This is a genomic window from Pseudomonas sp. NFACC45 (genome assembly GCF_900113505.1).
GTDB classification, from domain to species: Bacteria; Pseudomonadota; Gammaproteobacteria; order Pseudomonadales; family Pseudomonadaceae; genus Aquipseudomonas; species Aquipseudomonas tehranensis.
This window is the reverse complement of the sequence record NZ_FOPO01000010.1, coordinates 304,235-317,192: the sequence shown is the minus strand read 5'-3', so window position 1 is coordinate 317,192 and position 12,958 is coordinate 304,235. Positions and strand designations below refer to the sequence as shown.

Annotated in this window: 12 protein-coding genes; 10 read left to right on the top strand and 2 right to left on the bottom strand. The window is 58.1% G+C overall.

Translation table 11 applies throughout. From position 1 onward, the window contains the following. Positions 1-517 precede the first annotated feature (517 nt). Together BM132_RS20000 and BM132_RS19995 are read right to left on the bottom strand one after the other, a co-directional pair. Positions 518-1,738, bottom strand: coding sequence for a CaiB/BaiF CoA transferase family protein (locus tag BM132_RS20000; protein ID WP_092458131.1), 1,221 nt, complete (start codon positions 1,736-1,738; stop codon positions 518-520). A gap of 12 nt (positions 1,739-1,750) precedes the next feature. Next, on the bottom strand, positions 1,751-2,932 hold the full coding sequence (locus tag BM132_RS19995; RefSeq protein WP_025216186.1) for an acyl-CoA dehydrogenase: 1,182 nt from the start codon (positions 2,930-2,932) through the stop codon (positions 1,751-1,753). 157 nt (positions 2,933-3,089) lie between these two features. On the opposite strand from BM132_RS19995, the gene BM132_RS19990 reads away from it, so the two are divergent. The 10 genes from BM132_RS19990 to BM132_RS19945 all read left to right on the top strand — a co-directional run bounded on the left by BM132_RS19990 (position 3,090) and on the right by BM132_RS19945 (position 12,912). After that, positions 3,090-3,986 carry a LysR family transcriptional regulator gene (locus BM132_RS19990; RefSeq protein ID WP_092458129.1) on the top strand — a complete coding sequence of 299 codons (897 nt, stop codon included), beginning with the start codon at positions 3,090-3,092 and terminating at the stop codon, positions 3,984-3,986. 434 nt (positions 3,987-4,420) lie between these two features. Further along, positions 4,421-5,542 carry a Re/Si-specific NAD(P)(+) transhydrogenase subunit alpha gene (locus BM132_RS19985; RefSeq protein ID WP_072411239.1) on the top strand — a complete coding sequence of 374 codons (1,122 nt, stop codon included), beginning with the start codon at positions 4,421-4,423 and terminating at the stop codon, positions 5,540-5,542. 15 nt (positions 5,543-5,557) lie between these two features. Then, positions 5,558-5,881: an NAD(P) transhydrogenase subunit alpha part 2 gene (locus BM132_RS19980; RefSeq protein WP_003187010.1), complete on the top strand. Its 324-nt coding sequence runs from the start codon at positions 5,558-5,560 to the stop codon at positions 5,879-5,881. Next, a complete protein-coding gene (locus BM132_RS19975) occupies positions 5,881-7,317 on the top strand; it encodes an NAD(P)(+) transhydrogenase (Re/Si-specific) subunit beta (protein WP_092458127.1) in 1,437 nt (478 codons plus the stop codon). The genes BM132_RS19980 and BM132_RS19975 overlap by 1 nt, the downstream gene beginning before the upstream one ends. Positions 7,318-7,515: 198 nt before the next feature. Continuing rightward, positions 7,516-9,009, top strand: a complete 1,494-nt coding sequence (locus BM132_RS19970) for an acetyl-CoA hydrolase/transferase family protein (protein WP_092399811.1) — start codon at positions 7,516-7,518, stop codon at positions 9,007-9,009. Positions 9,010-9,327: 318 nt separating this feature from the next. Further along, positions 9,328-9,543, top strand: a complete 216-nt coding sequence (locus BM132_RS19965; protein WP_047230079.1) for a DUF1127 domain-containing protein — start codon at positions 9,328-9,330, stop codon at positions 9,541-9,543. Positions 9,544-9,872: 329 nt separating this feature from the next. Beyond that, positions 9,873-10,190 (top strand): DUF2388 domain-containing protein, encoded by a 318-nt coding sequence (locus tag BM132_RS19960; RefSeq protein ID WP_092458124.1) that lies wholly within the window; start codon positions 9,873-9,875, stop codon positions 10,188-10,190. 108 nt (positions 10,191-10,298) lie between these two features. Next, positions 10,299-10,607 carry a DUF2388 domain-containing protein gene (locus tag BM132_RS19955; RefSeq protein WP_047230077.1) on the top strand — a complete coding sequence of 103 codons (309 nt, stop codon included), beginning with the start codon at positions 10,299-10,301 and terminating at the stop codon, positions 10,605-10,607. A 26-nt stretch (positions 10,608-10,633) separates the two neighbouring features. After that, positions 10,634-10,954, top strand: a complete 321-nt coding sequence (locus BM132_RS19950; protein ID WP_047230076.1) for a DUF2388 domain-containing protein — start codon at positions 10,634-10,636, stop codon at positions 10,952-10,954. Beyond that, positions 10,951-12,912 (top strand): DUF7844 domain-containing protein, encoded by a 1,962-nt coding sequence (locus BM132_RS19945; RefSeq protein WP_092458121.1) that lies wholly within the window; start codon positions 10,951-10,953, stop codon positions 12,910-12,912. Before BM132_RS19950 ends, BM132_RS19945 begins: the two co-directional genes overlap by 4 nt. Positions 12,913-12,958: the final 46 nt, after the last annotated feature.

Sequence of the window (12,958 nt, the reverse complement as noted above, 5' to 3'; positions counted from 1 at the left end):
AAGCACCCACACGAATTGCTTGATTCAGTTGTTAAAGAGCGGTGGGTTGAGCCTTTCGTCTCAACCGAGGCGCGCATTCTACAGCGCCCGGTGTATCTGTCAAGCGGTTATTTTAAGAAGTTTTCAAAGTTTCGCTTAAGAAACATCAACAACTTCAACCACTTGCGCTTCCGATCTCTCGTTAGCGGGAGGCGAATTCTACAGCGTTACTCGCTGCTGTCAACACCTCTTTTTGACCGCTTTCGATCGAGAAGATCGAATCGCTAATGGAGCCAGGAAAACCGCCCCACCAACTACTTCCCAAGCTTCGATGACCTGAAGCCCTGCCCCCTCGAAACTTACTTAACTCATTGAAACTCAAGGAGTTTTACGTTTCGACTGCGCCGGAAGTGGGGCGAATTATAGACGTCCAGAATTTGCCGTCAACCTTTAATTTCGTTTTTCCATCAATAAGTTGCGCGGCATTCGAAAAAGCCACCGCACCCCGCAAAAAGGCTCTTCTATATAGAAGAAAGCATCAGAGCACCCCAGCCTCTTTCAAGCCCGTCACCATCGCCGCATCCAACCCCAACACTCGCTGCAGAACATCCCGCGTGTGCTCTCCCAATAAAGGAGGCGCATTGCGATATTCCACCGGAGTCTCAGACAGCCGGATCGGACTGGCAACCTGCGGCACTTCACCCGCCAGTGCGTGAGGCAACGTCATCGCCAGCCCACGCGCCCGGACCTGGGGATCGGCAAACACCTGAGCCACATCGTTGATCGGCCCACAGGGCACTCCAGCCTGCTCCAACTGAGCGACCCATTCGGCAGTGGTCTTGAACACCGTCGCCTGGCGAATCAAAGGTATCAATACTGTACGGTTCGCCACCCGCAATTTGTTTGTCGCAAAGCGAGGGTCATCAGCCCACTGCGACTGACCCGCGACCTCGGCAAACTTTCGGAACTGGCTGTCATTGCCCACCGTAAGGATGAAGTCACCGTCAGCCGTAGGAAAATCCTGATAAGGCACTATGTTCGGATGAGCGTTGCCCAACCGCTTCGGCGCGTTGCCCGTGGTCAGGTAATTCATCGCCTGGTTCGCCAGGCAAGCCACTTGAACGTCCAGCAAGGCCATGTCGATATGCTGCCCGCCGCCGGCATGATCGCGATGAGCCAGCGCAGCCAGGATGGCGACGGTCGAATAGACACCGGTCAGGATATCCGTCAGTGCCACCCCTACCTTCACCGGGCCCGCCCCCGCATCACCTTCAGGCCGGCCGGTGAGACTCATCAAGCCCCCCAACCCCTGGATCATGAAGTCATATCCGGCGCGCTTGGCGTAAGGACCGGTTTGACCAAACCCAGTAATCGAGCAATAGATCAGTTGCGGGTTGATCGCCTTCAGCGAGTCGTAGTCCAGGCCATAGGCCGCCAGCCCACCGACCTTGAAGTTCTCAATCAGAATGTCGGACTTTGCCGCCAACTCCCGCACCAACCTTTGCCCCTCGGGGTGCGTGAAATCGATGGTCACCGATTGCTTGTTGCGATTGGCCGACAAGTAATAAGCCGCCTCGGTCGTGTTCTCGCCAGACGCATCCTTCAGAAACGGCGGCCCCCAGGCGCGCGTATCGTCACCACCACCCGGCCGCTCGACCTTGATGACCTCAGCCCCCAGGTCCGCCAGGATCTGACCAGCCCACGGCCCGGCCAGCACCCTCGATAAATCCAGTACCCGCAGATGCGAAAGCGCGCCCATGCCGTCCCCCTATTAATAGAACGCCTGGATACCGGTTTGCGCACGCCCCAGGATCAGTGCATGAACGTCATGAGTACCTTCGTAAGTGTTCACCACTTCCAGGTTGACGAGATGGCGAGCGATGCCGAACTCATCGGAGATGCCATTGCCGCCCAGCATGTCCCGCGCCATGCGAGCAATATCCAGGGATTTGCCACAGGAGTTACGCTTCATGATGGAGGTGATTTCAACAGCGGCCGTACCCTCATCCTTCATACGCCCCAGACGCAGGCATCCTTGCAGGGCCAGGGTGATTTCAGTCTGCATATCGGCCAGCTTTTTCTGGATCAACTGAGTAGCCGCCAAAGGACGACCAAACTGCTGTCGATCCAGGGTGTACTGGCGTGCGGTGTGCCAGCAGAATTCGGCGGCACCCAAGGCTCCCCAGGAGATGCCATAGCGAGCCGAGTTCAGACAGGTGAAAGGCCCTTTCAGCCCACGCACATCCGGAAAGATGTTTTCTTCTGGAACGAAGACGTTATCCATGACGATCTCGCCAGTGATCGAAGCGCGCAGACCGACCTTGCCGTGAATCGCCGGCGCACTCAGGCCCTTCCAGCCTTTCTCCAGAACAAAGCCGCGGATGTCACCGGCGTCATCCTTACCCCAGACAACAAATACATCGGCAATCGGGCTGTTGGTGATCCACATCTTGCTACCCGTCAGGCTGTAGCCGCCTTCCACTTTGCGCGCACGGGTAATCATCGCTCCCGGGTCGGAACCGTGGTTCGGCTCTGTCAGACCAAAGCAACCGATCCACTCGCCGGAGGCCAGCTTCGGCAGGTACTTCTGCTTTTGAGCTTCGGTGCCGAACTCATTGATCGGCACCATGACCAGCGAGGACTGCACGCTCATCATTGAGCGATAACCTGAATCAACGCGCTCCACTTCACGAGCGATCAAACCATAGCTGACGTAGTTCAAGCCGCTGCCGCCGTACTGTTCAGGAATGGTTGCCCCCAACAAGCCGACCTCGCCCATCTCACGGAAAATGGCCGGGTCGGTTTTTTCATGACGGAACGCTTCCAACACACGCGGCGCGAGCTTTTGTTGGGCGAACTGCTCGGCAGTGTCGCGAATCATGCGTTCTTCTTCGGTGAGTTGCTGGTCTAACAACAATGGATCAATCCAGTTGAAACTCGCTTTACCGGCCATGAAAGAGTCCTCGCCAATCAGATTAAAAATCGTGGATTGATCCTAGGCGCGCTTTCCTATCAGAGCAAACGAGGATTACGCACGCTCTTGTGCTAATTTCTCACTCCGTAAGTGCAAATAACCCTGTTTTCAACGCTGACGTGTGAGGTTGACGTACATGCGCAGAAAAATCCCCAGCACCGTCGCCTTGGTCAGTTTCGAGGCCGCCGCACGCCATGAGAGTTTTACCAAGGCCGCACAGGAGCTTTCCCTCACACAGGGTGCCATTTGCCGACAGATCTCCAGCCTGGAGGACTTCCTCGGTGTGGAGCTGTTCCGACGCTCACGACGGGGAGTCAAACTGACAGAGGCCGGACTTTCCTACAGCCGCCGAGTTGCGACTCAACTGGACGCCGTGGAGCGCGATACTCTTTCAGTAATGGGGCATACCGGCGCCAACGTGATAGAGCTGGCAGTGGTTCCGACGTTTGGTACTCAATGGCTGCTACCGCGCCTCAAGGACTTCCAACAACAGCACCCAGAAGTGACGGTCAATCTGAACAATCGCACTCGGCCGTTTCTCTTTGCGGATACGGATTTTGACGCCGCTATCTATTTCGGCGATGCGGACTGGTCCGGCACCGAATCCCACAAGCTGATGGGAGAAAACCCGATGCCCGTGTGCAGCCCCACCTTACTGGATCACCGGGACAGCCTGACACCGCAAGCCATCGCCGAACTGCCCTTACTTCAACAAACCACCCGCCCGTATGCGTGGCGCCAATGGTTCAACTCCCAAAACCTCAATATCGCGCGAGACCTGACAGGCCCGCGTTATGAACTATTCTCCATGCTTGCCCAAGCGGCCATGCATGACATGGGAATCGCCTTGATTCCACCTTTTTTGATCCAGCGCGAGCTGGCCGAGAAACGACTGGTGATTGCCAATCGAAATGCCTTGTCGAGCATCAAGGCCTACTACCTGATGATCCCCGAAAGAAAGGTGGAATCAGCCTCTCTGAGGGCTTTTCGCGATTGGCTCGTCAAGCAGGCGGGCAGCTATAGCCTTGATTAACATGGAAAAACCCTATATCCGACTCCGGTAGTAAGCTAATCAAAAGCGCTACAGATATAAATTTATGTCGCATACAGTCAATCTGTTACGAAATCAGTACAGTAGTCTCATAACCGTTCAAAAACGTGGCTTTGAGCCACGTTACGCAGCTCATTAGGGTTCATTCACGTCGCCAATGGAAAAATCGTCAAATGTGGCCTGAAACCCTGAAAAGCCCAGCCTACCGGGGATATATGCCGATAGTTGCGACATTCGGTCACAGGGTGACTTGTAGTTAATTTTCCGTCACCCGTCATAATCCCTTGAAGGGCTGAATTTTCGCCTGCAAAATGCCGCGCCCCGCCTGATTCGGCGGGATCGTGCTGATCGGCCGCCCCAGCCGCACCATCCGAAGTGCCTGGGTTTACTCAATAAGATCACGCAGGAGATTTGACGTGCACATTGGTGTTCCTCTCGAAACCCAGACGGGTGAAACGCGGGTTGCTGCAACCCCGGAAACCATCAAGAAGCTGATCGGCCAAGGCCATAAGGTCACTGTTCAAAGCGGCGCCGGTATCAAGGCCAGCGTTATCGACAGTGCCTATGAAGCAGCGGGCGCCACCATTGGCAGCGCCAGTGATGCTTTCGGGGCCGAGCTGATTCTCAAGGTGGTCGCCCCCAGCGACAGCGAGCTGACGCTGATCAAGAGCGGCACCGTTCTGGTGGGCATGCTCAATCCGTTCAACAACGAAACCATCGCCAAGCTGGCCGAGCGCGGCATTACCGCTTTCGCCCTTGAGGCTGCGCCACGTACCTCCCGCGCCCAGAGCCTGGATGTGCTGTCGTCTCAGGCGAACATTGCCGGCTACAAGGCCGTGCTGCTGGCTGCCCACTACTACCCGCGCTTCATGCCGATGCTGATGACCGCCGCGGGTACCGTGAAAGCGGCGCGGGTGCTGATTCTTGGCGCCGGCGTGGCCGGATTGCAGGCGATTGCCACGGCCAAGCGCCTGGGCGCCGTGATCGAGGCGTCGGATGTGCGGCCGGCGGTGAAGGAGCAAATTGAGTCCCTCGGCGCCAAGTTCGTCGACGTCCCCTACGAAACCGACGAAGAGCGTGAATGCGCCGTCGGTGTCGGGGGTTATGCCCGGCCCATGCCTGCCAGTTGGATGCAGCGCCAGGCTCAGGCCGTGCACGAACGCGCCAAACAGGCTGACATCGTGATCACCACGGCACTGATCCCGGGCCGCAAGGCACCGACGCTGTTGAGCGCCGAAACCGTCGCACAGATGAAACCCGGCTCGGTGGTCATTGACCTCGCGGCAGCCCAGGGCGGTAACTGCCCGCTGACCGTGGCCGATCAGGTGGTGATCGAAAATGGCGTGACCATTTGCGGCCCGACCAATCTGGCCGGCGAAGTCGCGGCCGACGCTTCGGCGCTGTACGCCCGTAACCTGCTGGACTTCCTGAAGCTGGTCTTCACCAAGGAAGGTCAGTTCGACGTGAACCTGGAAGACGACATCGTCGCCGCGTGCCTGATGTGCCGCGACGGCCAGGTCATCCGTAAAAACGCCTAAGCAGGGATTCAGACAATGGAAGAGCTTATCTCCCCCGGTATCTACAACCTGATCATCTTTGTGCTGGCGATTTATGTCGGTTACCACGTGGTCTGGAACGTAACGCCGGCGCTGCACACACCGCTGATGGCGGTGACCAATGCCATTTCGGCGATCGTGATCGTCGGCGCCATGCTTGCCGCCGCACTGACCGTGACCCCGCTGGGCAAGACCATGGGCACCCTCGCCGTGGCCCTGGCCGCGGTGAACGTGTTCGGCGGCTTCCTGGTGACGCGCCGCATGCTTGAGATGTTCAAGAAAAAAGCCCCGAAAGCCGTAAAAGAAGAGGCGCCTAAGTAATGAGCATGAACCTGGTAACGACGCTCTATCTGATCGCGTCTGTCTGCTTCATACAGGCCCTCAAAGGCCTGTCGCACCCCACCACGTCCCGCCGGGGAAACCTGTTCGGCATGCTCGGCATGGCGCTGGCGGTGCTCACCACCGTGGGCCTCATTTACAAGCTCGGTGCTGAGCTGGCGACTGCCGGCATCGGCTACGTCATCGTTGGCCTGCTGGTCGGCGGCACCGCCGGTTCGATCATGGCCAAGCGCGTCGAGATGACCAAGATGCCCGAACTGGTGGCGTTCATGCACAGCATGATCGGCCTGGCTGCGGTGTTTATCGCTATTGCCGCCGTGGTCGAGCCGCAGTCCCTGGGCATCGTCAAGCAACTGGGGGATTCAATTCCGGCCGGTAACCGTCTGGAGCTGTTCCTTGGCGCCGCCATTGGTGCAATCACCTTCTCCGGTTCGGTGATCGCCTTCGGCAAGCTCTCAGGCAAGTACAAGTTCCGCCTGTTCCAGGGCGCACCGGTACAGTTTGGCGGTCAACACAAGCTCAACCTGATTCTGGGTCTGGCAACGCTGGGCCTGGGCCTGACCTTCATGTTCACCGGCAACCTCGGCGCGTTCGCCTTGATGCTGGCCCTGGCCTTTGTCCTGGGCGTGCTGATCATCATCCCGATCGGCGGCGCGGACATGCCGGTGGTGGTCTCGATGCTCAACAGTTATTCCGGTTGGGCCGCAGCGGGTATCGGCTTCTCGCTGAACAACTCGATGCTGATCATTGCCGGCTCGCTGGTGGGTTCGAGCGGTGCGATCCTGTCGTACATCATGTGCAAGGCGATGAACCGTTCATTCTTCAACGTATTGCTCGGCGGTTTCGGCAACACAGCAGACGCCGCAGGCCCGGCAGGCTCCAAAGAAGCCCGGCCGGTGAAATCCGGTTCGGCGGACGACGCCACCTTCCTGCTGACCAACGCCGATACCGTGATCATCGTCCCGGGTTATGGCCTGGCGGTGGCACGGGCGCAGCACGCATTGAAAGAACTGACCGAGAAGCTGACCCACCATGGCGTGACCGTGAAATACGCGATCCACCCAGTGGCCGGTCGCATGCCCGGACACATGAACGTGCTGCTGGCCGAGGCTGAAGTGCCTTACGACCAGGTGTTCGAAATGGAGGACATCAACTCCGAATTCGGCCAGGCCGACGTGGTGCTGGTGCTCGGTGCCAACGACGTGGTCAACCCGGCAGCGAAGAACGATCCGAAGTCGCCGATTGCCGGCATGCCGATTCTCGAAGCGTTCAAAGCCAAGACCATCATCGTCAACAAGCGCTCGATGGCCAGCGGCTATGCCGGCCTGGACAACGAGCTGTTCTACCTCGACAAGACCATGATGGTGTTCGGTGACGCCAAGAAGGTCATCGAAGACATGGTCAAAGCGGTGGAATAACGCTCACTGCTTCGCCACTAACGCCCCGACTTGTCGGGGCGTTTTGATTTGTATCAAGGCCCAACGTTACCGATCCAGTAATAATGTTTTGCCTGAAACGCCCGTAATAGACGCCTTAAATGCGACTTTTGTAGCGGGACGGACACGGCGCGAATTCAATAGACTGCGCACCTTGCTTCCAGCCCGAGATAACCACCCATGTACCGTGACCGCATCCGCCTGCCTTCGTTGTTGAACAAAGTTGTGAGCGCTGCCGAAGCAGCCCTGTTGATTCAGGACGGCATGACCGTCGGCATGAGCGGCTTTACCCGCGCCGGAGAAGCGAAAGCAGTGCCCCACGCCCTGGCTGAGCGCGCCAAGGTCACGCCGTTGAAAATCAGCCTGATGACGGGGGCGAGCTTGGGTAACGACCTCGACAAGGAACTCACCGAAGCCGGCGTACTGGCCCGGCGCATGCCATTCCAGGTCGACAGCACGTTGCGCAAGGCCATCAACGCTGGCGAGGTGATGTTCATCGACCAGCACCTGTCGGAAACCGTCGAACAACTGCGTAACGCCCAGCTCAAGTTGCCGGATATTGCCGTGATCGAAGCCGTGGCCATTACCGAGCAAGGCCATATCGTGCCAACCACTTCGGTGGGCAACTCGGCCAGCTTCGCTATTTTTGCCAGGCAGGTCATTGTTGAAATCAACATGGCCCACAACCCTGATCTGGAAGGGTTGCATGACATCTATATCCCGACCTATCGCCCGACGCGCACACCGATTCCCTTGGTGAAGGTCGACGACCGTATCGGCAGCACCGCCATCCCCATACCGCCGGAAAAAATCGCTGCCATTGTCATCACCAACCAGCCGGATTCGCCTTCGACTGTCATGCCGCCGGACAGTGATACCCAGGCCATTGCCGATCATTTGATCGGCTTCTTCAAACAGGAAGTCGCCGCCGGGCGCATGACCAACAAACTCGGTCCGTTGCAGGCCGGTATCGGCAACATTGCCAATGCCGTGATGTGCGGCCTGATCGACTCACCGTTCGAAGACTTGACCATGTATTCCGAAGTCCTGCAGGACTCCACATTCGACCTGATCGACGCCGGCAAACTGAGCTTCGCCTCTGGCAGCTCCATTACGCTGTCGGGCCGGCGCAATGCCGACGTATTCGGCAATCTGGAGAAGTACAAGGACAAGCTGGTCCTGCGTCCCCAGGAGATCTCCAACCACCCCGAAGTTGTACGCCGCCTGGGCATCATCGCCATCAATACGGCGCTGGAGTTCGACCTCTACGGCAATGTCAATTCCACCCATGTCTGCGGCACGCGGATGATGAATGGGATTGGTGGCTCGGGGGACTTTGCCCGGAATGCGCATCTGGCGATTTTCGTCACCAAGTCGATCGCCAAGGGCGGCGCAATTTCCAGTGTCGTGCCGATGGTCAGCCATGTGGACCATACCGAGCACGATGTTGACATCCTGGTGACCGAGATCGGCCTGGCCGACCTGCGTGGCCTGGCGCCAAGGGAGCGGGCGCGTGTGGTCATCGACAACTGCGTGCATCCGTCCTATCGCCAGGCATTGAACGAGTATTTTGAAGCGGCGTGCGCCTTGGGCGGACATACACCACACATCCTGCGCGATGCACTGAGTTGGCACCTGAATCTGGAAGAGACCGGGCAGATGCTGGCGGTTTAATACAGCTGGATCACTTTGGTAGCCAATACAGTTTTCATTGGCCATCGCTCTCAACCCACAAACCACAAAAACTGTACTACTGTACCTGTGATTTCCTACAGCAAACTCCCACGCAACTCTGCTTTCATGGCAAAAATGCACAATAATAGTGCGCACAGGTACAGTTGCCTCGATATTGACCAGTACACCACCGTTTAACAGTTAACTGGTCTCTCACATTACAGGTGAACTGTATCTAGAGAGACTGGCCAAACAAGAGGATCATGGGTACCAGTTAAACCACTACCTAATCCCGCCATAAGCGGAAGGATGTCAACCATGGAACGTACACTCAGTTCCGAGCTGTTTTTCGAAGACAAAGCTGAAAAAAACCAGGCTTCCCTGCCTCTTCGCGTTATCGCTAACCTGATGTTGTGGCAGCGCCGCATCGCCAGCCGCCACCAACTGGCCCGTCTGGATGCACGCCTGCTGGCTGACGCCGGTATCAGCGAAGCACAACGCTACGAAGAGCTGAGCAAGCCGTTCTGGCGCTAACTCAGCGTCGCTGGCCCTGACCCACCGGGTCCACCGCCAGCACCGAATTGAACAAACAAGACCTGTCGCGGGAAACCGCGACGGGTCTTGTCGTTTCAGAGGCCTGGTTTTGACAAAAATGATGAACCTGCACAGTTAACAAGAAATTCGATAGCTACCAGTACAGTTTTATCGAGCTGTTGTAGAAGCGTGGAAATAGCCAATGGCCAAGCTGTCATCCACCTCGTTCTGACCTAATATCGAAACGAACGTGGCGAAGCGGGTCGAGCATGCGTCTTCTCTTCCAGCTACACGCACCGGCACCACTTCATTATTCAAGGAGTTTCATCATGATCCGTCTTCGTCTGCTCAGCGCCGCCGCCCTGCTGGCCGTAGCCGCCCACTCCAATGCCAGTAGTTTTATCGTCACCACCGACTCCCTCGTGGGTGCGCTCAAGGCCACATCCGACGCAACATCCGACATCACTTCGTCGTTTCGCGACGACAAAATTGTCCTGGCCGCTCGTGACGATGCTGCCAGTTTCGTCGCCAGTAACGGCGCCATCCGCGGTGTGAAGCTGGAAAGCGCTCTGGATTACATCCGTCAGCAGGCGCCGCAGTTGAACGCCTCCGACACGCAGCTGGCCCAAGCCATCCTGGTGATCTGATTCCAGACATGAAACATCGGGACGCCAATGGTGTTCCGATGTTTCAGCGCTGGCTCTGGCGCAGTGGTTTGCGCTAGCCTTCGGACTCACCATCAACAGTCGAGTCCCATGCGTTTCTACTCAGATCTGTCCCTCGCTTTTTTCTTCAGCGCTTTATGCTGGTCCGTTCCGGCCCATGCTTTCGATGTCTCCACCCAGCAAGTCGTGATCAGCGGCTATGCCACGAGCATGGTGACCTCCGCGCCCTTCGACCATAAACTGATCGCCGCCGCCCACGATGACGCTGCGGCATTCGTTGCCAGCGATGGTCAGTTGAGAGGTGCACAACTGGAGTCGGCCCTGGATTATCTGCACCGGACCCAACCAAAACTTCACGTCAGCGACCTTGAACTGGCACAGGCAATTCTCGTCCAATAGTTATCTTTATTCTTCGGAGTCGTTCCATGCGTAGCCCGCTGATTGCTGCCACCCTAGGCCTGCTGGTGTTGGCCGATGTGGCCCAGGCACAAACCCTGGTAGCCACCAGTAACATCGTCGTTCGCGCCTCCCAGCGCACGATCGATTTCACCTCCGACACCACCACATCCATCCGTGACTCGAAAATCGTTCGTGAAGCCCATGACGATGCGGCCAGTTTCGTCGCCAGTAACGGGGAAATTCGTGGCGCTCACCTCGAGGCCGCCTTCGACACCTTGCGCACCCGCGTACCGGAAGCCCGCGACGCCAGTGACCAGGTTCTCGCCGAAGCCATCCTCGCATTGTGAGGCCGTTCGCCGTCTGGCTGACGGCCGGGGTCGTGCTGCTCTTGAGCAGCACCGCCCAGGCCGGCCTGCAACTGCACCTTAACGACGAAGGACTGACCCCGGCGCAACAGCAGGCCAGCCAGGCGCTGCTCGATGAAGCGATGCAGGCTCTGCCGCCGCGATTCATCGAACAGCTGGACCGACGCATTAATGTGGGCTGGACCGACCGGATGCCCGCCAACGCCTATGGCCAGGCCTCGCTGGTGTCGCAGTTGGACCTCAATCGCAACCTGCTCGACAGCCTCACCGACGGCAGTGCCGCCACGCAAAAGACCCATCGCCCCCACGGCACCGTGCGGCGGGAAATGCTCGCCACGGTCCTGCATGAACTGACCCACATTTATGATCGCTCGCGTTTATGGCCGAACGCCGAACGCGCGCTGATCCAACGTTGCACCCGACGCACCAACAGCGCCGGGCTGATCGGCCTTCCCGATGAATGCCGGGGCCAGAACGACCGCCGCTTCACCCTCAGCGATGATCCCCGCTTGCTGGACCTCGCCGGCTGGCCGCAATACGTCGGTCGTCGTGGCGAACGGGAACAGCATAATCGCCAGGTCGCCCGCAGCCCGGACATCTACGAAACGAGCAGCCCCAAGGAGTTCGTCGCGGTCAACATGGAGTACTTTCTCCTGGACCCAAGCTACGCCTGCCGACGGCCAGCACTGTATCGTTATTATCAGGAACACTTTGGCTGGGCCCCCCCCGCCAAGAATACCTGCGCCCCGTCATTCGCTTTCCTCAACGCAGGCAACGACTTTGCCAAGACGCCACTGGGCAAGGTTGATCCAGAGCGGGTCTACGCCATCGATTATCTCTTGGCCGAAGCCAACCAGAACTGGGTCAGCCGCTGGGGCCACAGCATGCTGCGACTGGTGATCTGCGCGCCGGACCGCCCCCGTGGGCCGGATTGCCGGCTGGATCTGGATCAACACCTGGTGCTGTCATACCGCGCCTTCGTTGGGGATGTGCAGTTGTCGAGCTGGGACGGCCTGGTGGGCAAATACCCGTCTCGCCTGTTCGTACTGCCGCTGGCCCAGGTCATCGATGAATACACCAAGACCGAACTGCGCAGCCTGGCCTCGGTGCCGCTGACCCTGACACGGTCCGAGATCGAGGAAACGGTCGAACACGCCGCCGAAATGCACTGGAGCTATGACGGCAACTATTACTTCCTGTCCAACAACTGCGCGGTGGAAAGCCTGAAATTGCTGCGCAGCGGCAGCAACAATGCGCAGCTCAAGGGGCTGGACAGCATCATGCCCAATGGCTTGCTGGAAGTGCTCAAGGGACGCGGCCTGGCGGATACCAGCGTGCTCAACGATCCCAAGGAGGCCTTGCGCCTGGGTTACCGCTTCGACTCATTCAGGGAGCGGTATCAGGCCATGTTTGAGGTGCTGAAGAAACACTTGCCGATCAAGCAACAAAAAGTGGAAGACTGGCTGGCCCTGAGCGCCGCAGAACGCCGGCCATGGTTTGAACAGGCTGACCTGCGCACCAGCGCGGCGTTGCTACTGTTGGAACAGGCCAGTTATCGCCGGCAGTTGCTTCTGGCCCAGGATGAGGTCAAACAGCGTTACCTCGGTGCCCGGGAGTTGCAGAACGGCGGCATGGAAAGGGCCAACGCGACACTGCAGCAGATCCTCGCCAACAGCGGTTTCCTGAGCCGCCCCGCCGAGTTGCTGGGCAGCAGCGGTTACGGGTTGCCACAGCCCAGCGAATGGCAGCGACTGGAATCCGAAAGCAGCTTGCGTCAGAAACAGCTTCAAACACTGACAGGGGATTTGGATAAGGAAGTCAGGGCCTTGCTTGAGCCAAGCCGCGCGGCAGAAATCAGTGCCAATGAGGCTAACGTCAAAGAGATAGGCGAGCATTTGCGTAAGCTGCACAAGGCGGGTGGCGGGTTGGAGTTGCCGTGAACCAAAAAGGGGTTCAGAACCGAGTTCTGAACCCCTTTTTATTACT